The organism is Pseudolactococcus reticulitermitis, assembly GCF_002260845.1.
Taxonomy (GTDB): Bacteria; Bacillota; Bacilli; order Lactobacillales; family Streptococcaceae; genus Pseudolactococcus; species Pseudolactococcus reticulitermitis.
In genome coordinates, this window is sequence record NZ_BEDT01000001.1 from 329884 (window position 1) to 351530 (window position 21647).

20 protein-coding genes are annotated in these 21647 nt (G+C 42.6%); 1 reads left to right on the top strand and 19 read right to left on the bottom strand.

Translation table 11 applies throughout. The features are described from left to right. Positions 1–164: 164 nt before the first annotated feature. From RsY01_RS01535 to lplA, 3 genes are read right to left on the bottom strand one after another with little or no spacing between them, the layout of a single operon-like run. A complete protein-coding gene (locus RsY01_RS01535) occupies positions 165–1145 on the bottom strand; it encodes an alpha-ketoacid dehydrogenase subunit beta (protein ID WP_094783803.1) in 981 nt (326 codons plus the stop codon). Continuing rightward, entirely contained in the window at positions 1146–2258 is a 1113-nt protein-coding gene (locus tag RsY01_RS01540) for a thiamine pyrophosphate-dependent enzyme (protein WP_094783804.1), read from the bottom strand. Positions 2259–2278: 20 nt separating this feature from the next. Continuing rightward, a complete protein-coding gene (gene lplA / locus RsY01_RS01545) occupies positions 2279–3262 on the bottom strand; it encodes a lipoate--protein ligase (RefSeq protein ID WP_094783805.1) in 984 nt (327 codons plus the stop codon). Positions 3263–3447: 185 nt separating this feature from the next. Here lplA and RsY01_RS01550 point away from each other — a divergent pair, with 185 nt between their 5' ends. Continuing rightward, entirely contained in the window at positions 3448–4242 is a 795-nt protein-coding gene (locus RsY01_RS01550) for an alpha/beta fold hydrolase (RefSeq protein ID WP_094783806.1), read from the top strand. Between the two features lie 664 nt (positions 4243–4906). On the opposite strand, the gene RsY01_RS01555 is transcribed toward RsY01_RS01550, so the two are convergent. The 16 genes from RsY01_RS01555 to RsY01_RS01630 all read right to left on the bottom strand — a co-directional run bounded on the left by RsY01_RS01555 (position 4907) and on the right by RsY01_RS01630 (position 21634). Further along, on the bottom strand, positions 4907–5752 hold the full coding sequence (locus RsY01_RS01555; RefSeq protein WP_094783807.1) for a class II fructose-bisphosphate aldolase: 846 nt from the start codon (positions 5750–5752) through the stop codon (positions 4907–4909). A 96-nt stretch (positions 5753–5848) separates the two neighbouring features. Beyond that, complete coding sequence (locus RsY01_RS01560; protein WP_094783808.1) at positions 5849–6787, bottom strand: hexose kinase; 939 nt, start codon at positions 6785–6787, stop codon at positions 5849–5851. Between the two features lie 10 nt (positions 6788–6797). Then, complete coding sequence (gene nagA / locus RsY01_RS01565; protein ID WP_094784221.1) at positions 6798–7895, bottom strand: N-acetylglucosamine-6-phosphate deacetylase; 1098 nt, start codon at positions 7893–7895, stop codon at positions 6798–6800. Positions 7896–7973: 78 nt separating this feature from the next. After that, positions 7974–9146, bottom strand: a complete 1173-nt coding sequence (locus RsY01_RS01570; protein ID WP_094783809.1) for an SIS domain-containing protein — start codon at positions 9144–9146, stop codon at positions 7974–7976. A 204-nt stretch (positions 9147–9350) separates the two neighbouring features. Further along, complete coding sequence (locus RsY01_RS01575; RefSeq protein ID WP_094783810.1) at positions 9351–10079, bottom strand: GntR family transcriptional regulator; 729 nt, start codon at positions 10077–10079, stop codon at positions 9351–9353. A gap of 156 nt (positions 10080–10235) precedes the next feature. Continuing rightward, a complete protein-coding gene (locus RsY01_RS01580) occupies positions 10236–11252 on the bottom strand; it encodes a PTS system mannose/fructose/sorbose family transporter subunit IID (RefSeq protein WP_094783811.1) in 1017 nt (338 codons plus the stop codon). Continuing rightward, entirely contained in the window at positions 11242–12048 is an 807-nt protein-coding gene (locus RsY01_RS01585; protein WP_094783812.1) for a PTS mannose/fructose/sorbose/N-acetylgalactosamine transporter subunit IIC, read from the bottom strand. The genes RsY01_RS01580 and RsY01_RS01585 overlap by 11 nt, the downstream gene beginning before the upstream one ends. Before the next feature lie 135 nt (positions 12049–12183). Beyond that, positions 12184–12666 carry a PTS N-acetylgalactosamine transporter subunit IIB gene (gene agaV, locus RsY01_RS01590; protein ID WP_094783813.1) on the bottom strand — a complete coding sequence of 161 codons (483 nt, stop codon included), beginning with the start codon at positions 12664–12666 and terminating at the stop codon, positions 12184–12186. Positions 12667–12698: 32 nt separating this feature from the next. Further along, positions 12699–12977 (bottom strand): preprotein translocase subunit YajC, encoded by a 279-nt coding sequence (gene yajC / locus RsY01_RS01595; RefSeq protein ID WP_238594929.1) that lies wholly within the window; start codon positions 12975–12977, stop codon positions 12699–12701. Continuing rightward, on the bottom strand, positions 12977–13420 hold the full coding sequence (agaF, locus tag RsY01_RS01600) for a PTS galactosamine/N-acetylgalactosamine transporter subunit IIA (protein ID WP_094783814.1): 444 nt from the start codon (positions 13418–13420) through the stop codon (positions 12977–12979). The genes yajC and agaF overlap by 1 nt, the downstream gene beginning before the upstream one ends. Positions 13421–13743: 323 nt before the next feature. Continuing rightward, positions 13744–16359 carry an alanine--tRNA ligase gene (gene alaS / locus RsY01_RS01605; protein ID WP_094783815.1) on the bottom strand — a complete coding sequence of 872 codons (2616 nt, stop codon included), beginning with the start codon at positions 16357–16359 and terminating at the stop codon, positions 13744–13746. A 24-nt stretch (positions 16360–16383) separates the two neighbouring features. Further along, positions 16384–16884: an LURP-one-related/scramblase family protein gene (locus tag RsY01_RS01610; protein WP_094783816.1), complete on the bottom strand. Its 501-nt coding sequence runs from the start codon at positions 16882–16884 to the stop codon at positions 16384–16386. Between the two features lie 206 nt (positions 16885–17090). Next, the gene (locus tag RsY01_RS01615) at positions 17091–18023 is read right to left on the bottom strand and encodes a peptidylprolyl isomerase PrsA (protein ID WP_094783817.1); all 933 of its coding nucleotides are present in this window, start codon (positions 18021–18023) and stop codon (positions 17091–17093) included. An 80-nt stretch (positions 18024–18103) separates the two neighbouring features. After that, on the bottom strand, positions 18104–18808 hold the full coding sequence (locus tag RsY01_RS01620) for an O-methyltransferase (protein ID WP_094783818.1): 705 nt from the start codon (positions 18806–18808) through the stop codon (positions 18104–18106). Further along, positions 18801–20597 (bottom strand): oligoendopeptidase F, encoded by a 1797-nt coding sequence (gene pepF / locus RsY01_RS01625; RefSeq protein ID WP_094783819.1) that lies wholly within the window; start codon positions 20595–20597, stop codon positions 18801–18803. The genes RsY01_RS01620 and pepF overlap by 8 nt, the downstream gene beginning before the upstream one ends. A gap of 65 nt (positions 20598–20662) precedes the next feature. Next, complete coding sequence (locus RsY01_RS01630; RefSeq protein WP_094783820.1) at positions 20663–21634, bottom strand: competence protein CoiA; 972 nt, start codon at positions 21632–21634, stop codon at positions 20663–20665. Positions 21635–21647: the final 13 nt, after the last annotated feature.

Consider the following 21647-nt stretch of genomic DNA (forward strand, 5'->3'; position numbering starts at 1 on the left):
CGATAAATCGCCAAGGCACGTTGCCAATAGCTTTTCCATAAGCCACTAAAGTGGCAACTACAATGCTATAGTGAAAAAGATCAATCACAGAACCGGCGTAAACGCCGAACCGTGTGATTGCCTATTTTCATACGACGCTAAACGCGGTTTAACACCTTTTTTCTTTATTCATAAGATAAAACATTTTTAACTGACGCAATCACGTCATCAACCTGTGGTAACCAGTCATTTTCAGCTGCACCGAATGGATAAACACTATCTGGTGCTGAAACGCGACCGATTGGCGCTTCCAAACTCATGATGAAACGCTCAGAAATTTCCGCCATCACGGCACTGGCAATCCCTGCTTGACGTTGGGCTTCTTGCGCGACCACAACACGACCTGTTTTTTCAACGGATTTCCCGATTGTTTCGATGTCTAACGGGCTCACTGTCCGCAAATCAAGCACCTCGGCATGAATCCCCTCTTTTTCCAGCGTTTCTGCTGCTTTCAAACAAACTGGCACCATGCCACCGTAGGTGATAATGGTGATGTCGTCACCTGCTTTCGCAACAGCTGCTTGATCTAAAGGCGTTGTGTAATAGCCCTCTGGCACTTCGCCTTTGATAGAGCGATAAAGTTTGAGGTTTTCTAGGTAAACGACTGGGTCGTTGGATTCAATCGCTGAAAGCAAGAGACCTTTAGCATCTGCTGGGTTACTTGGCATGACAACACGCAAGCCAGGTGTCTGCGCCATCAACCCCTCCAAGTTATCCGCGTGCATTTCCGGTGTGTGTGTCCCACCACCATAAGGCGCACGGACAACAATTGGAAAATGACGTGTCCCGTGGAAACGGAAACGATTCCGTGCCATTTGACCTGAAAGTGAATCCATGACTTCAAAGATAAAACCGAAAAATTGGATTTCCATAATAGGTCGGAAGTTTTGTGTGGTCAAACCGATAGCCAAACCACCGATGGCACTTTCAGCCAAGGGGGTATCAAAGACGCGTTCGTCTCCATACTTTTGGTTTAAACCATCTGTTGCTCGGAAAACACCACCATTTTTACCGACGTCTTCGCCGAAAATGAGGACATTGTCATCGTGTTCAAGCGCTAAGTCTAACGCTTCTGTAATCGCTGCGATATAAGTTTTGACTGCCATTTATTTGCCCGCCTCTCTGAATTTTTCGATTTGTTCTGCTTGTACAAAACCGGGTTGCTCAAAAGTAGTTGCGATAAATTCTGACACTTTTTGTTTCTGAACATTATCCGCTTGTTTCACAGCGTCATCAATTTCTGCATTCACTTCGTCTTTATAGTCTGACTCAATCGCTTCGCTCCAGAGCTTTTTATTTTCTAGAAAGATACGCATGCGGATGAGTGGTTCAAGTTTTTGCCATTCTTCGATTGATTCTTTTGTCCGATAACGTAAAGGATCATCCCCACTCATGGAATGTGGCTCCAGTCGGTCAGTCAAGGTTTCAATCAGAACAGGACCATTGCCGGCGACTGTCCATTCGCGTGCTTTTTTAGCCGCGAGATAGCAAGCAATGGCATCCATCCCGTCAACGACGATACTTGGCAGCCCTGCACCCCAACCTTTAGAGGCAAGATGGGGTGCTGCTGTTTGCACTTTACGTGGTGTCGAAATGGCATAACCATTATTTTGGATGATGAAGACAGCATTTGCCTTAAAAGCACCAGCAATATTCATCCCTTCGTAGGTATCACCCTGTGATGAGCCACCATCGCCTGTATAAGTATAGGCACACGCATCCAGTTGCCGTTTTTTCATGCCAAGACCGATACCTGCTGCTTCGACGAATTGGGCGCCGATGATGATTTGTGGGAACCAAGTATTAATCCCCTCCATCAAGTTCCCTTCTTGATGGCCACGGCTCCAGAGAAAGGCTTTATAAATCGGGAAACCTTTGTGAATCATTTGGGGAATATCCCGGTAACCTGGCATCAAGTAATCCGCATCGTTAAAGGCGAAACTTGTCGCTGTTTGGCTGGCTTCTTGCCCACGTGTTGGTGCCACAAAACCTAGTCGACCTTGTTTGGCTAATTTGACACTCCGTTCATTTAAGACCAATTGTTTAATCATGCGTTTCATGAGTTCAACCAATTGGTCATCCGATAATTCAGCTGCTTCAAAACCAGCTTCGTCGATGATATTGCCGTCTTTATCCAAGATGCTCAGTTCTTTAAAACTATCATCTTGTACTTGCAATTGTTGTTCGAAATTTAAAATTTCTAATGCTTGACTTGTCATATTTTGCCTCCTTTAAACTATCAATCGTTAATGAGTGACAGCACTTCGTCATTTGAAATCGTACCAAAGTATTGCTTATCTTGATTGGCAACCAAGATTTCTCGAATGGTTGCCTCTTCAAATGGGACACCGATGAGCTGTGGGATCAATCTTTCGATATCTGCCACACCCAAGAAATCACCACCAAAATGAATGTCTTGAATGATACCTTGGACGATGTCTGCTTTCATATCTAAGATACCCCCTGCAAATTTTTCATGCGCATGGTAATTAAAGGCTGGACTTTCGCCGTAGTTCCATTCCCAAGTTGAGAATTTTTCTTTTTCTAAGGTTTTGATTTCATTTAATTGTGCTTCGGTTAATTGAATGGGTTGGTCTTGACCGTTGCGGCTCAGCTCAGCTGTCAGGGCTGCTTGGAAATCTTCAATCGTCAAGTCTGGCGCGTATTGTTTGATACTGCCGACACGGCTTCTGACACTTTTAACCGCTTTCGAGATGAATTTTTCATCGCTCACATTCAAGACACGCACCATGGTCTCAACATCCACATCGAACATGAGTGTGCCGTGATGCATGAGATAACCATCTTGATAACGTTGAGCATTGCCGCTGATTTTTTTGCCATTTAAAACTAAATCATTTCGACCGGTAATCTCGACTGGAATGCCTAATTTGTGTAGGGCATCGACAACCGGTTGGACGAAAACTTTCCAGTCCACATCTTCTGGTCGTGCGACTGGAATAATAAAGGTAAAATTCAAATTTCCCAAATCATGGTAAACAGCACCGCCGCCTGTGACACGACGGATGACTTCAATGTTTTTTTCTTTGACGACGGCTTCGTTGACTTCTTCATAGGTATTTTGATGCTTCCCAACGATGACGGCATTATTATTTTGCCATAAAGAAAAAACAGGCGCCTCAGGTTTTAAATGAGTCAGTAGCCATTCATCCATCGCGATGTTGAATGGTGCCGTCCTGTTTTTGTTTACGAAATATCGCATTAACTAATCCCCTCTCTTTTTTGATTTCAATTGCACACTCAGCATCTTGCCAGATGACCAATTGAAATCGCTTTCCATCTTCTATTATTCATTGTTTTCAGTCATTTTTCAACTAATTTGACTGGAAATTACACAAACTTTTTGTTTATAATAGAGAGACAAGAAAAAATAAGGCGGAAAGCAAATTGAATTTTACCACAAGTGATGGTATAGACCTAATATTTTCAAGCATTGGCGAGGGGACGCCGATTATTTTTATCGCGGGCTATTCGGGTCATGAATACAGTTGGTCGGCTCAGACTGATTTTTTCAGTGAACACGGCTTTCGTTGTCTGCATCTGGATAAACGCGGTCACGGGAAAAATGCTGCAGTACTTTCTGGTCTGCGCATCAGTCGGCTTGCCAAAGACATCAAGGAAATGGTTGATTTGCTACAACTGGCAAGCTATCATCTCATCAGTCATTCCATGGGGTGTGGGGTTGCTTTTGAGTATCTCAGTTTATTTGGCGATAACCATGTTAAGAGCGTGACCTTTATTGATAGCAGTCCCAAGCCTATCAACACCCCCGACTGGCAGCTTGGCATGACTGGCTTGACATGGCAGACACTGACTGAAGCCAATACGACTTTGGCCAATCTTGCCTTGACTCAAAAGAAAATCAACACGGATTTGCTGCGCAAAATGATGCGGGGCAATCAAGCCTTTCATTTCGAGCAAACCGAGCCACTATTGCTCGACCTACTGACGAAAGATTACCGAGATGTGCTCAAACAAACGACATGCCCGATTTTATTTATCTCTGGCGAGCTGTCGCCACTTTTCCCAACGCAATTAATGGCATATTATGTCGAGAACGCCCAACATGCGCAAAGCTTCCTAGCCAAAGGTGCTGGTCATCTCCCCTATGCTGAAAATCCTGATGAAACCAATCAGGTCTTGCAGGCTTTCTTGCGGGAAAATGGTGGCCGTGAGTTTTAAAGTTCACCAACCTACCCTCAACGTATCAAATCATGTGGGCGTGACTACCGACATGATTTTTGTTATCGCTCATACAATTTTGGGTTACAGCTAATAGACTATTTTGCTATAGCTCATACAATTTTTCACTACTGCTAATACAATTATTTTTTACTGCTCGTGTAAAACTTTTTTACTGCTTGTACAAACATCACAGGCAAAAAAGATAGCCTATCCTTTACGGTAAGCTATCTCAGAGAGGTCTGATACATTGTTTTCGTTATTATACAATAATAAACAAATATCAATAAACAACTATCGCTCTTATTTCCCGCCAAATCTTAATCCTGACTTTTAGGCATCAAAAACAGCACCTAATTCCCGAAAGAATCGGCAATCAGGTACTGCTTATTTTTATGGTAATTTTGAAAGTTTCACACGCTAATCTGTAGTATACTATAAGATGCAAGCATTATTAAATCGTGTTGACATTCAAAAGTTGGTGTTGCGCCCTCACAGTTCCAGTGCTCCCCAGCGACTTGCGACTGTTTCAGGTTGGCGTTATGTGTATCTGAAAAGGTATGGGTTACGCTGTAACAACTTTGGCAGGATGGCTCACTTTGATAAGTGTTTGTTTTTTATTTGCTTGGTTTAACATCATTCCTGCCTGCCTTTCCTGACACATTTAAGCTTTGTGATCGCTACCGACAACTTTAATTTTGTCTGCGACTAAAGCATAGACTTCTTTCATCCCAGCTTCGCCGTATTTTTTAGGGTCGATGACTTGCTCATCTGCCAAATTGGCACGCGCCCCCTTAGTATACGCAATCCGTAAGTCCGTCGCATAATTGACCTTACAAATGCCACGTTTGATGGCTTCTCGAACTTGATCATCAGGGACACCAGATGTGCCATGTAAAACAAGCGGGATATCGACGACCTGACGAATTTCGCTCAGACGTACCATATCAATCTTCGGCTCACCTTTGTAAATCCCATGAATTGTGCCGACTGCAATGGCAAGAAAGTCCACATCTGTTTGTGCGACAAATGCTTTTGCTTCGTCTGGTTCTGTATAAGGATTGTTAGAACCACCATCGAGCTTATCTTCTTTACCACCGACTTTACCCAGTTCTGCCTCAACCGGAATGTCATTGGGATGACAAGCCTCAACAACACGACGACTGACTGACACATTTTCATCAAATGGCAAGTGACTACCATCAATCATAATAGAGGTATAGCCGGCGTGTAAGGCTTGCATCGCCAATTCAAAACTTGACCCATGGTCCAAATGAATGGCAACTGGGACTTTCGCCTTATCTGCGATTGCTTTTACATTCGCAAAATACAGTTCTAAGGTCGCGTAGTCAACTGTCCCCGGCGTTGTCTGCAAGATAATTGGCGCATTTAAATCTTCTGCTGCCTTGACCGCCGCCATCGCCATTTCCATATTTTCGATATTGAAAGCACCAACGGCATAATGCCCTGCTTGGGCTTTCAAAATCATTTCTTTACTTGTGACTAACATATTTTTTCCCTTTCTATGATTTCATTGCATGAAATCTTGACACTTGACCTGCGCTGACACTTCGTCCGCTCAAAGTTCCCTCTTCATTCTTTTAGTTCATGACTCAACTTCCGAAACCTTGATTTGCCGGTAAAAGTTGTCATAGTTTGCTAGATTGACATATCCTGTCGTGGCTTCTTGCGCATTTAACATCCCCAGAACCATGGCTTTCTTCACATAATCTGTTAGGGGTTGCTTGTGGTAAATGCCGGAAACTAAGCCGGCAACGGTTGAATCACCAGAACCAACAGGATTTTTAACCTCAATTTTTGGAATATCGACCTTGTAAATTTTTTCGCCAGCCTTGACCAACGCGCCGTCTGAACCCAAAGACACAACAATGACTGGAATCTCACGTAAAAGTTCAGACTGTAAACTGTTTTTCAGTTCTGTCAAATTTGTGATTTCTGAGATGCCTAATAGACTTGCGACTTCCTCAGCGTTTGGCTTAATGAGGTAGGGTTGATGCGCATGTTGCACTGCCGCTAATAGCGATGCTCCAGACGTATCTAGCACGACTGGAATATGCTTGTCATGCGCCATATCCAAGAGCTGATTGTAAAAATCAGTCGGTGCCCCCTTAGGGAGCGAGCCAGAAATGGCTAAGACTGTCGCTTCTTTTAGCAAGTCCTTTAAAATATGGTGAAAGTTTACTAACTCCGCTTCAGATACCGTTGGACCACTTTCCAAAATCTCAGTCTGTTCACCATTGTGTAAAATGGCGATACAGTTTCGAGTTTCCTGTGCGATTTCAGAAAAAGTATAAGCAATGCCTGCTTCAGCTAAGTTACGCTTGATAAATTCGCCTAAAGCACCGCCAAGCAAGCCCGTTGCCCTGAGTGGCTCATCTAATTGGTGCAAGATACGGCTGACATTCAAGCCTTTCCCACCTGCCGTTTTACGCGCTGCCTCACAACGATTGACCGTATCTAGCTTAAAGTCTGCTAAGGGATAGGCAATGTCAATTGATGGATTCATCGTGACTGTGACAATCATCATTAGCCCCCTATCCTTTTTGATAGACAGACACGCCGTCTAAATACGTTTCTTCTAGGTCAAGTTTATCTGATAAGATGATGAAATCTGCTGCTCGTCCTAGACGAATGCTACCGCAAACATGGTCAATGTGACAACTTCTAGCTGGTACTTCTGTTGCCATATAAATCGCATCCGCTACTGTTGCTAAATTCCAATCGACGACATTTTTGACACCTTCAAATAATCGCAAGATGCTGCCAGCTAAACTGCCACCATTTTTCAAACGCGCTGCGCCGTCCTTCACAATCACTGGAAATTCTCCCAGGAAGTAATCGCCATCTGGCATGCCACCTGCCCGCATACAGTCTGTAATCAGGGCGATATTGTCAGGTGTTTTCGCCTGAATCAACGCCTTAGCTGCAACTGGATGCACATGGTGTCCGTCACAAATCAGCTCCGCAACGGTACCAGCTGATGTCATCGCTGCGCCAACCATGCCGGGTTCCCGATGGCTCAAACCACTCATGCCATTATAAGTATGGACGAAGACACTCGCGCCGGCTTCGACAGAAGCTTTGGCTTGCTCATAAGTCGCATCACTGTGCCCCAAGGCAACGCTAACACCTTCATTGACCAGCGCCGCTGTAAATTCGGCTGCCCCCTCTCTTTCTGGTGCAATCGCAATTTTTTTAATCATACCACCAGACAGGTCTTGCCACTTTTTAAAGACAGCCAAATCTGGATCTGTGAAATAACTTGGGTTCTGAGCGCCTTTATGTTTTTCAGTAAAGAACGGTCCTTCAAAGAAAATGCCCTGAATTTTCGCACCTGTTACCTCTTGATGATGTTGCCCAATCGTCTCACAGACATCGTTTAAAATCTCAACCGTTGATGTCAAGGTACTCGGTAAAAAGCTTGTGACACCGCAACTTAGCAGGCCTTGGGAAATCGCCTCAAGACCTGCCACATCATGATCCATGACATCATGACCATGATAACCGTGAATATGTGTATCCACAAGACCCGGCGCTAGCCATTTACCTGAGTAATCAAGGATATCCCCCACTGGTTTTTCTTTGGTATAAGCACCGAAGACACCATCTTCAACTGCTAAATAACCACCCATCTCAACCGAACTTGGCAAGAAGAAACGGTCTGCATGTAGATAATATTTGCTCACTTTACTCCCTCGCTTTTCTGATGATTAATTCTCAAATGAATGAATGGTAACACCCTGCACAACGCGGTTAACAGTGCCAGTTGCTGATGGTGTATCTGGCGTATTCCCGACTTTGATTGAGGTCAATAAAGAAATGATTTGTGCCACGACGATACAAGGAAAGGCAACATAGGCCTCCGGCAGAAGTGGCAAGCCTTTTTCAAATTCAATGGTTTCACCAGCAAAATCTTGTCCGACTTTTGGTTGGGCAATGGCAATCACTGAATTAGCAATCCCATCTTGATCCATTTCGTTTAGCATATCGAGATCATATTGTCTGGCATACGTATCATTATTGACGAAATCAAAGACCAAGGTTTTTTCATTGATAAATGATTTTGGACCGTGACGGAAACCTAAAGACGAGTCAAAGATGGTCGCCACTTGACCAGCTGTTAATTCCAATACTTTTAATTGTGCTTCACGTGTCAAGCCAGCCAAAGCACCTGTCCCCAGATAAATAATCCGATTGAAGTCACGGTTGATAATATCTGCAATGTCACATTCCCGATTGATGATGTCTGCTGCTATGGTAGCCATCGTCTTCACATAAAGTTCTTTGTCAGCTTCGGCTGCTGTATCAAAGACGAGTAAAGCGGTTAACATCATACAACTAAAACTACTTGTCATGGCAAAACCTAAGTCAAGCGATGCTTCTGGTTGTAATAATAACAGATTATTATCATCATTTTCGGCAGCCTTGGCAAGCATACCTGCCTTCGCACACGTGATGGAAATGTGGTAAATATTTTTAACAACTTGATTGGCAATCTCAACAGCTGCAACACTTTCAGGACTATTACCACTTCGAGCAAATGAGACTAGAACTGTCAAATCATCAGGACGTAAATAATCTAACGGACTCCCAACAATATCAGTTGTCGCAACACTTTCATAGGTAAAACCTGTATCACCCTGACGATTTAAGTAAGGTGTGATGGTATCGCCAACATAACAAGAGGTGCCTGCTCCAGTGAAAATCACTCTAACGCTACCTGTCGTTGCTGCTTTAACTTTCGCTAAGAAAGCAGCAATCTCTGATTTTTGAGCCATGAAATTTTCAAAGGCTTCTAACCAGACTTGGGGTTGTTGCTTGATTTCACGCGTTGTATGGCTAGCCCCTAATTTTTCTAGTTCTTCCGTTGAATAGTTAAACATTTTCTTTCCTCCCTTGATATAGGTCATCATAAGTGGCCTGACACGCTCATGTGTACCTTTACTTTCAAATACTTTGATGAGCATCATAGCTAGAATACCAGGCTATGTAGCACATGCCTTGTCTTTTAGACTAGGCATGTGAGTATTGACTATGTGAGTTTGACAATCATAATGATCAAACTTAAAGGTGTTGATTTTTTCTGATTAGGATCTCAGATGGACTGTTTTATACTTGAATTGGTCGCCCCTCGCCACACTCAAGGTATACTCTATAATTTCATTTTTTGAATTATAGGTCGTCCTCACGAGATTTAAGACAGGGGTTCCTTCATGAATACCCAGAAATCCACTGTCATTAAGCCGTGCAATGCCTGCATAAAATTCTTCCTCGGCCAGTTTGACGATTTGACCATAATCTTCAGAAAAAATCTCATAAAGTGGCTTTTTAGCCAACGTTTCTTCTGTCAAGGATAGAAATAGCTTCAAAGGCAGATAAGTTCTTTCCAGCATCATCGGGACACCGTCGGCAAGTCTCAATCGTTTAATTTTGATCAGTTTCTCACCTAAAGAAACATTTAATTTATCTGCAAAATATTTACTGGCTTCAACCACACGGTATAACAAAATTTTTGTTTCTGGGGTTCTCCCTAAAGATTTCATCTGATCTGTAAAACTATAGGCACCTGATAAATTTGCCGTATGATTTTTTAAATCCGAAACAAATGTTCCTTTGCCGTGCCGGCGATAAATGTAATTCATTTGCTCTAATTCTTGCAAAGCCTGTCGAACAGTTGTCCGGCTGACACCATATTGCTCAACCAAGTCTCGCTCTGAGGGCAACATAGAATCGGGTTCAAGTTCGTTTTCTATCTTTCCTTTTAGCAGATCAACTAATTGATCATACAATGGTCGCTTTCTATTTGACCTTACCATATCAATTCCTCCTTGTACGTGGTTATGACCACTAACAAGATTATACTATAATCCGCTTTAAAGATATATAGATATCAACTTATTTGACTTAAATTGTTATAGGACTCGACAGAGCTTCCTTAGAAACAATTGCTGACATTACTGTTAAGGTCAGTATTATTGAGGCCAGATGGATGGCCAGATACCAAGACCAGAACCTAACAAGCCGAGAATGAGCAACAGACCAATACATTTAAGTGGTGTAAAGCTTTTCTTAGCCATCAAGAGATAAAGCAACAGAGTCAATGCCAACGGAATGATTTGTGGCAAAATACCATCCAAGATTTCTTGAATATTGATTTTCACTGGTACTTTATTGTAATCATTGTAAGTGATTTGATAATCGCCAGTGCCTAAATCTTTGACAGATGCCCCTTCTTGGAAAGTCTCTTCATCACCATCGACATAGAGTTTTTCGCCGTATCTTTCAAGACCTTCTTTGCTGACTACCGTCGTAATGGCGGTGGCTTCATTGGTTGTCCCATTTGGAATTTCTAGACCCAATTTTGTTGAACCGTACACACAAGTTAGTGAGCCAACAATGAAAATCCCCAAAATACTTGCGGCACGTGTGAATTCTTTGGCATTCTCCGTCAAAACTGAAATCGCATTTGTGCCCAGCTTGTAGGACCAGTGCATTAAGTACCAACGAATGGCAAATTGTGCAATATTGAAGACAAGTAAGAAGATGAATGGCCCTGCGATGTTGCCATCAATTGCCATGTTTGATGTGATACCAGCTGTGATTGGCACTAACGTGAACCAGAAGAGGGCATCTCCGATACCGCCAAGAGGTCCCATGGCTGCCACACGAACCGCACGGATGGTTGGAATATCTGTTTTATTTTGCTCGAGCGAAAGAATAATCCCCATTACAAAAGTTACCAAGAATGGATGGGTATTAAAGAACTCCAAGTTATGACTCATGGATGCTGCTAAGTCATCTTTGTTATCTTTGTGAATTTTTTTCAGCCCTGGTAAGATACCATATAACCAGCCGGCTGCCTGCATTCTTTCATAGTTGAAAGAAGCTTGCAAGAATAAGGAACGCCAAACCATTTTATTTAATGTTTTTTTATCCAATGGTTCAGAGGGTGTTAAGTTTTGATAATTATCTGGAATGTTATATGCCATCTTCTTCACCTCCAAAATCACTTTGATTAGCTGTTGCTACTTTGAATTTTGCTTGAATTTGATAATCCCAGAAAGCGATTGCAAATCCGATAAATGCTAAGATAATGAGTGCTGGACCTGATAAGCTTGGGGCTGCCATGACGATTGTTGCCAAGCCGAAGCCCATGAAATAGAAGCCCCACATCTCTTTTGAAACCATTACTTTTAAGAGAATGGCAAAGCCGACATAGCGCATCATACCACCAGCAGCACCGAGACCGCCCATCAACCATTTTGGAATGGCATCAACAACTTGTTGACCAAACGTCGCACCGCCGATAAAGAATAATGTCACAACGAGACCAAATGCTGCACCAATTGCTGCCATAGCAAGATAGTTGATTTTGTCGATCCCTTTTGGATTCGCTTCATGTGCATAGCGATCTGCAATTGACATCACTGGTGACATCAAAGAGAAAAGTAACGTCACGGCATATTGACCTAACAGTGAGAATGGAATGGCTGTTGCAACTGCTACAGTTGGTTCCAATTTCAAGGTAATGGCAAGGACTGCTGCCATGATACCGCCAATAACGGCATTCGGTGGTTGAGCGCCTCCAACCGGCATGTTACCGATAGTCATTAACTGATATGTCCCACCGACAATCAGACCAGTTTGTAAGTCACCCAGAATCAAACCAACAACCATACCCGTAACAATCGGTTGATACAAAGATTCTAAGAAACTGAACTGATCGATTGCTGCAATGAATGTGATGAGAAAAATGAGTAAAATTTGTAAAATATTATAATCCATTTTCGTTCCCTCCTATACGATAGGTTTTAGAGTGTGTGATCACACCCCAGTATAGTCAATATAACCAAAAGTTAAAGTTAGAGACTAGCCACAAGATTTGACGATATAGCCGCAGTCTTGTTTTTAGAAAAAACCTTAACTAAACAACTTTTCAGAGTCCTCAGCCGCCGTTGTTGGTACTCGGCGAATTTCAAGTGCTACTCCTTTCTCTTTGAGTTCTCTAAACGCTGCAACATCTGTGTCGTCAACTGCGACCGTTGTTGCAACTTGTCGTTTGCCTTCAGCCATATGCATATTACCAATATTCAATTTTTTGATGGGCACACCCCCTCTTACCAATGTCAAGACATCTTCTGGATTTTCACAAATGATGAAAATCTTTTGGCGAGGTGCTGCCTTATGAATAATCTCAATCGTTTTTTCTAAAGTGAAATAACGTGTTTGGACACCTGCCGGTGCTGCCATATCCATTAAACCTTGACGCGTTTTGTCTCCAGCCACCTTGTCATTAGCGACTAAAATCAAATTGGCACCTAATGTCCCATTCCATTGCGTTGCAACTTGACCATGAATGAGACGATTGTCAATTCTTGTTAATAAAATATTAGGTTCACCCATCTTACTATCCTCCCAGATATATGCTAAATTGATTACACAATAATTTGTGAAATCGCGTAACGTGACACTTCCATAATGGCACCCGATTTAATTTCAATATCGACTGTCTCTTTTCCGACCGTTCTAATTACTCCAAAGATACCATTAGATAATTGCACTTTTTGACCCACAGCTAAGCCAGTATGTAAGTCTGCAAAATATTTCTTTTGCTTCTTCATTTTTGTCAAACTGAACAGGTAATAAATGATAATAAATATGACAATGAAGCCAATCAAGGTGATTGATGAGGCTAAGATTGATTCCCACATCATTAAATTCCTCCCTCTTCGTCGTCGACCGTTTGCATTTCAGACTCTTGTGGTAGCTGCGCATGGACTAAGCCGTTTTTCCCCGCCTCCAATGCCATCGCAATAAAATCAGCTAAGCTCTCAGCACCATATCGTAGCACCATCGATTCTAACAATATTGGCAAGTTAGCACCGGCAATGACTTCAACATCCTCAAACGCTTGTGCTTCAATCATCGCCGTCCGAAATGGTGTCCCACCTAATAAGTCTGAGAAAACGATGACACCTGAGCATTTTTGACGTAGCTCTGACATTGCCTGTCGCATATCTTCAGAAAACGTTTCCAAAGATTTTTCTTCTAAAAAGCACACAGTTTCAAAATTTTCTTGTTGTCCTGCAATCATTTCGAGTGCACCACTCAGTCCTGTTGCAAAAGACCCATGCCCCGTCAATATACATCCAATCATTTCATACTCCTCCTTTTCAAATCATCTAAAATCATTAAACACCCCGAGAAATTTATGGTTCTAAATCTAGTAAAGCGAGTTAATTTCCTTAACTGGTACCTACCACCATACATCTCACTTATATATTATCATGCTTTAATAACCTTGTCAATAGGTTTTAAGAAAAAAATAAAACGTTTTCATTTTTTTGAATCACTAGTGAACTCATTGCCTAAATGACTGGAAATGCGTGACCGATGACAACTGTCATATCTTTGACGCATCCCTAAGTATCAAAAAAACAGCCTCTCGACTGTTTCTTATCCGTTTCGTATCAATAATGCTTACAAATTCGCCCCAACATTTTCAAGCAAGTCAGCAATACCAGCTGGTTTTGTCCCACCAGCCATGGCCATATCTGGTTTACCACCTCCGCGACCATCAATAAATGGCGCGAGTGCTTTAACTAGATTACCTGCTTTAATAGCGCTAGATTGACTGGCAACTAATAGATTAGCTTTTTCGCCAATTTGAGCAACAAGCACCAAAACATCTGAGCTATTTTTTTGTTTCCAAATGTCCGCTAGGTTGCGCAAAGCACCTGCGTCTGTGGCTGTCACTTTGGCTGCGATAAAGCTTGTGCCGTTAGCCGTTTGCACATTTTGGAAGATTTCGCCAGACTGGGCTGAGGCGATTTTAGCTGATAGGCTTTCGACTTCTTTTTGAGCTGATTTGAGTTCAGCTTGCAAGTTTTCAACTTTCGCAACGGTTTGGCTGGCCTGTGGCGATTTGACCAAGGCTTGCACGTCTTTCAAAATCGCTTCTTGTGCTTTGAAGGCTTCAAAGGCTTGTTGACCTGTGACCGCCATGATACGACGTGTGCCAGAACCAATCCCCTCTTCTTTGACAATCTTGAATAGACCAATCTCGCTGGTGTTGGCAACGTGCGTCCCGCCACAAAGCTCAACTGAATAATCGCCAATCGTCACAACACGGACAACCTTACCATATTTTTCGCCGAAGAGCGCCATGGCACCCATTTCTTTAGCGGTCGCCACATCTGTCTCAACGGTCAAGACATCAATGGCGTTCCAGATTTCTTCATTAACTTGACGCTCGATTTCTGCCAATTCATCAACCGTCACAGCGGCGAAATGCGTGAAGTCAAAGCGTAAAAAGTCAACTTCATTGAGCGAACCAGCTTGTGTCGCATGCTCTCCTAAGATATTGTGCAAAGCCGCATGGAGCAAGTGTGTTGCTGTATGATTTTTGATGACACCATTGCGACGTTTTTGATCGATAGCAAGCGTGTAAATTTCGCCTTCAAAGAGTTCAGTCAAAATCTCAACCGTATGCAAAGGCTGACCGTTCGGCGCTTTCTGCACATCCGTCACGTTCGCGACCACCTCACCTGCGGCATCCAAAATCACACCGTGGTCAGCGACCTGACCACCCATTTCCGCGTAAAACGGCGTTTCGGAAAAGACCACTTGGGCTGTACCTTTAGCCGTTTTCACGCGCTGATCGTCTTGAACAATAGCAGTCAGTCTTGAAGCAAGCGTTTTTTCTGTATAAGAGAAAGTTGACGCATCCTCTAGGGCAGTCAGCACCTCAGACTGCTTGTTCATTGAGCCACCTTTAACGACTGCGGCACGCGCACGGTCTTGTTGGGCTTTCATAGCTGCTTCGAAACCAGCATGGTCAATGGTGAAACCAGCATCTTCTGCCAACTCCTCAGTCAATTCCACTGGAAAACCGTAAGTATCGTAGAGCTTGAAGATGTCAGCACCATCAAGCCGTGTTTGGTTTGCCGCTTTCAGTTTGCCGATAACATCGTCAAAGAGTTTGCTACCCGCATCAATCGTCCGTGCAAAAGTTTCCTCCTCACGTTTGACAATTTTTTCGATGAACTCGCGTTTTTCCAGAACTTCTGGATAGTAAGATTGCATGATGTCGCCAACGATTTTAACCAGTTTATACAAGAAAGTATCTGTAATGCCAAGTTTGCGACCGTGCATGACGGCACGACGCAGCAGACGACGCAAGACGTAACCACGGCCTTCGTTACCTGGCAAGGCGCCATCACCAATAGCAAATGAAAGTGAGCGAATATGGTCAGCGATGACTTTAAAGCTCATATTGTCCCCGTAAGGGTCATAAGTTTTACCAGACAATTGCTCAATTTGACGAATAATCGGCATGAACAAATCGGTCTCAAAGTTAGTATGCGCCCCTTGAATGACCGCAACCATCCGCTCAAGCCCCATGCCCGTATCAATATTTTTATGGGGTAATTCTTTGTACTCGCTACGTGGCACGCTTGGATCTGCGTTAAATTGGCTCAGCACAATGTTCCAGATTTCGATATACCGGTCATTTTCGATATCTTCGGCTAATAATTTAATGCCGACATTTTCAGGGTCGAAAGCTTCGCCACGGTCGAAGAAAATCTCAGTATCTGGACCACTTGGCCCAGCACCAATTTCCCAGAAGTTATCTTCGATTGGAATCAAGTGGTCAGGCGACACCCCAACTTCAAGCCAACGGTTATATGAATCTTGGTCGGCTGGATAGTAAGTCATGTAGAGTTTCTCGACTGGAAAGCCATACCACTCAGGACTTGTTAAGAGTTCAAAGCCCCATTCAATCGCCTCTTTACGGAAATAATCCCCGATTGAGAAGTTCCCAAGCATTTCAAACATGGTATGATGACGCGCCGTCTTCCCAACGTTTTCAATATCGTTGGTCCGAATCGCTTTTTGGGCGTTGGTAATCCGCGGATTTTCAGGAATTACTGAACCGTCAAAATATTTTTTAAGGGTGGCAACGCCTGAGTTAATCCAAAGCAAGGTTGGATCATTGACAGGAACCAAGCTAACAGAGGGCTCAATTGTATGTCCTTTAGACTTAAAGAAATCAAGGAACATTTGACGTACTTCTTGTGAGGTCATTTTTTTCATGTGAGGTTTATTTTCTTTCTATTTTTAATTGCTAGAGGAAGCCGATGAGGCTGCAGCTTGCTGTGCTTTAACGTAGTCAATGGCGATGACTAGAGAAATCACAGCATCCGCATACTGGTCATCATAGACATCAATATGATAAGTCGAATTGATTTTAAACCACTCTTGCGAAATTTGTGCCACCGGCACGCCATTATGCCGAAGTTCAAAGTCCATATCCCAGAAATTCCCCTGAACTTCTAGACCAAAATGTTCAATCCGATAACGCGGTTTAAACAAAGTCAACTCTTTGGCAATCCGAAAAACTGAGCCGTCTGCCAAGGTCACATCAAACTTGGGTAAAATCTGAAACATCACTTTCTTGATATGAGAGACCTGTGTCCCATCAGGCTTGCTAATGATAAACTGTTTCGGGATTTTCAGAAAGCTCCCTTGAACATAGTAAGCCAAGTTGCCAGCATTATCCTTGATTTTAAATTTGCCACCGAGTGACCAAAATTTTTGTTTGATTTGATACTGTACCATTTCGCTACCTCCTAAAACATGTGAAGTTTTTAACAATAAATCAAAAAACACTTCATCGTAAGCAAGGGGCGCTCAAACGCGGTACCACCCTCATTCACGATAAAGTATCGTCTCAACTTGTTTGATAGAGCAGGGAACTCTGCTATCAGCACTTCTCAAGTCTGACAGTTCTCACCACTGCTGTCTCTCTGTATCACTTGATTCTTTTATTTTGATTTAGATGATGATGAGCTTGTTACAGCTGCTTCATAAGAAGAAAAGATATTTGAAAACTCTTTTGGTTTCACTTTAACATTGTAGTCTTTCAAATAGTTTGCAATGATACCATTCACAAAGGTCGCATCATTTTGTTTATTTGTTGTGATGATGGCTTTGAGTTCTTTTTTATATGTCTTCCAGTCGGTGCCTTTATCAGCGTTCTTAACCATTTTCACGACATAAAAAGATTTTGTACCCGTTTGTGTATTACTGACTGCAATCGGCTCAGCAGATACTTCACCATCTTTTAACTTGAAGGCTGCCGTTTTAACTTCTGTTGGTATTTTCGCATTAGCCGAGTCGAATTTCATCTCTGCATTCTTCTCTTTAGCAGTTTTATCAAATGCAGCTGCATCATTTTTAGCGTCTTCCACTAATTTTTTAGCCGCATCTTCTGTTGTTTCTGACAAAACATAAGCATCAACTGTTGGATGGTAAGTCTCAAATGCTGCTTTGTATTCCGCATCTGTGAATTTGATTTTGCTTGTCACAACTTCTTTAAGTAAAAGTTGTGAGCGAATAGAAGTTTTATAAGAAGCTTCCGTATAGCCTGCTTGTTGTAAAGCGGCTGCAAAATTTGAACCATATGATGCTTTTTGGGTATCGAATTCTTGATTGACTGCTTTTTCAGAAACTTTCTTACCAAATTCTTTTTCAAAAATTTTATTGAACGTCATGTTTTGGAGCAAGGTCGCTGTTCCTGTTGCGGGATACGATTTCGCCTCTTTATAAAGATCCGACACACGAATCGTGTCACCTTTCATCGTCACGATGTCAGAGTTCGCACCATTTTGACCACACGCTGCAAGTGTCACAGCCGCAAATCCTGTGACTGCGACCAAACCAATTTTTTTAATATTCAAAATATTATTACCTTTCATATTCTGGTGTTCCTGTTTTGTTAAGGCGAAACCTCAACAACCTCCACCATTATACCACAAATTTTGATAGAAACCTTAAATTAACCTAAATCAATCTGCTCAGCATTTTTTCGAATCATCAGCAAACCATCGCCCAATGGGACAAGAGTAGCAGTCAAGTCTGGATGCGTCAGGGTTGCGTCAAATAAGAGATGCAAGCCACGATAAATGCCACGCTGATTACGCTTGACTTCTTCGATAGGTTTCGCCACATCGCCGCCTTGAAAGACATCATCGATCACGACAATACCGCCGACCGATAACCGCTTCAAAATCTCTGGTAAGAAAACGATATATTTCGACTTGGCAGAGTCCATAAAGGCAAAATCGTACCCATCTGGCAGACCAGCTAGCACATCAACAGCATCGCCCTCGATCACTTCGATTTGCTGCTTTTTATCATATTTGGCTACATTTTCACGCGCTAAAGCCGCCATCTCTGGATTGCGCTCAATGGTCGTGATTTTTGCGTCTGGTGAGGCTTGCGCCATCAAGAGTGCAGAAAAGCCAATCGCTGTCCCAACCTCTAGGATTCTCTTCGGTTGGAGTGCCTGTAACAAAAATTGAAAATGAACTACCGTTTCATGCGGGATAACCGGAATATTTTCAGCATGGGCAAAGGCTTCAACCTCTGCTAAAAAGCCAGTTAAAGCTTTCTGCTCGCCCCGCATCAAGGCAACGATTTCAGGCTTGACAACCGGTCTGCGCATATTATGATTGGAATATTCGTTATAACTCTTAACCATGTTTCGCCACCAATGTTTCTAATTCTGTCAATCGTTTTTCAAAAACTGCAAAAGCAGCGTTGAGATAATCGGCTGACGTCATATCAACACCCGCTTTGGCAATCACATCTAAGGGATAATCTGATGCCCCCGCACGCAAGTAAGTCAGATAATTTGCCTTATCTTGTGCTGTCCCATTGACAATCTTATCTGCCAAAGCTGACGCTGCAGCAAAGCCAGTCGCGTATTGGAAAACATAGTAATTATAGTAGAAATGCGGAATTCTAGCCCATTCATACTGGATTTCTGGATTGTCACTCGCCGTTAAACCATAGTATTTTTCATTCAACTCCGCATAAAGTTGGTTTAAGAACTCGCTGGTTAAGACAGTGCCTGCCGCATCCGCCTCATGAATGGCATGCTCAAACTCGGCGAACTGTGTTTGTCTAAACACAGTGCCTCTAAAGCCATCCAAGAAATGGTTGAGCACAGCGAACCGCGTCGCATCATCCTCAACGTCATGGAGCAAGGTTTCTGTGAGGATATTTTCATTCGTTGTCGAGGCAATTTCAGCGAGAAAAATGCTGTAATCTCCGTAGACATAGGGCTGGCTTTCGCGGGTGAAACTACTGTGCATGCTGTGCCCCATCTCGTGAACGAGTGTGAAAAGATTATCTAGGGTATCCTGCCAGTTGAGGAGCATGAAGGCGTTGGTGTCGTAAGAACCACCTGAATAAGCACCTGAACGTTTACCTTTATTTTCTTGAACATCAATCCAATTTTCTTTAAAGCTACGTTTAACTTTATTCAGGTAATCTGGTCCGAAAATGGCGAGGGTATCTTGCGTTTTTTCAACTGCTGCTTCATAGGTAAATTTATAATCTGTCGTGGATAAAGGGGCGTAGACATCATACATTTTCAGGTCATCAATTTTCAGAATGTCCGTGCGAAGTTTGATATAACGATGAAGCAACGGGAGATGATCATTGACCGCTTGAACTAGGGTATCATAAACAGTTTCTGGGATATGGTTGCTAGACAAGGCTGCTTCACGCGCTGAGTGATAATGGCGTGTTTTAGCTGTAAAATTATGAACTTTAACATTAGTTTGCAGGGTCTTGGCATAGGTATGCTGATATTGTTCATAGATACTATAAAGCGCTTGATAGGCTGCTTTTCTGACCTCACGGTTAGACGATTCCATGAAAGAAATATAATTCCCATGTGACAGCTGAACTTTCTGACCTTGCGCATCCCTAATCGTTGGAAAGATAATATCTGCATTATCTAAGATTTCAAAAGTCTCAGCACCTGCACCGAAAATTTCTGATGCCCCTGCTAATAGCGCTTCTTCTGCGCTTGATAAAACGTGCGCTTTTCTGTCAAATAACTGCTCAAAGAAGTGGCCATAGGTCTGTAATTTAGGTAGGTCAATAACAAATTGTGCAAAAATTTCTTGCGAAAGTGTCATAAATTCAGGTTCATAGAAAGCAAAAACTTCACTGAATTTAGCAGAGAGTGCTGTTACTTTCGCTTGATATTCTTGATAACGGCTAACTGTTGTGTCTTGGTCGTGTTTCATTGACGCATAGACATAGAGTTTTTCAACCCGCTGCATGAGTGCCAACTCTGTTTCAGTGACAGCTAATAAATTTTTAGCTGATTCTGTCAACGTACCCGCCAATGCTCTCGCATCTTCTAGCGCAGCTAAAACATCTGCGAGTTCAACCTCAAACACCTCATCTGTCGCGAAAATTGTGGTCAAGTCCCATTGATATTTTTCATCGATTGCTTCACGTTTTTTTACCATTTTAGCTCCTATTTACACCTGTATTTCTTTCTATTTTAGCATAAAATAGTAATAGATACACCCTATTAATCCTTAACAACTTGGGCATAAAATCCCGGCGGATAGACACGATCATGCTGAGGATACGCCAGAAAATGGTGGTAATAGACGTCGATATCTGCTGTAATTTGACAAAAGTCAGGCTTGATAACGCCTTCGAATTGGTGGGTTAAGATATTTAAGCCAATCGGATATAACTTGATGGGGAAATCTTTGATAGTCATCACATTTTGCCCATTTTGATAATACTTTTCTTGAATTTTTAACCATTTAGGGCTTTGATAATAGAGCTGACGCGCGATAAAGTTCGGTATATCTTGTGATAATTGAGGTGTTAATGTTGCTGATGTCGGCGCAAAAGGTGTTCTAAGTACTTGCAGTAAATTGCCCTCATCAAAAGGAAACTCGCGCTTTAAATAATGCAAGCGACCTGTCAAATCTTCATGGCATAAATACTTTAAGCGCAATTTTTCACGCGCCAAGTCCAGTTCCCAATCATAAAACCCAGCATTTTGCGAAAAATAGAGCAACTGTCGTTTGAGTGTCGTCAAATGCTGCCCTAGCCACAAATCCTTTCCCATGAGCCAGAGCACGGTGTAGCCATGTACCCGATAGGTTTCTGTCCGCTCTTTCAAGCGTTGAATAGACAAAGCACTGCACTGAATTTCGATAGCAATCGTCTCATTGACTAATAAGTCAGGCGTCTGCTGTAAGGCTGGTAAAAACTGTTCGATTTGGACACTTTCTGTCTGCTTGAACCAATGATATAAGCGTTTTTTCAAGGTCAAGTGTTGCAGACTTTCATTTTCTGAATAATGCTGACAAGTCGCCAAACTCACATGCGCAAAATGGGGTATTTTGACACGCCCATTTTTCAAACGTACCTGACTTTTACAGGCGGGACAGCGTAAAAACTGCCCTGCCAAGTTAGCAAGGTCAGGACTGGCAAGCTCTAATAAATTGACGATTTTTTCTGTTTCATTCAGTGCAACTAGCATGATAACCTCTCAC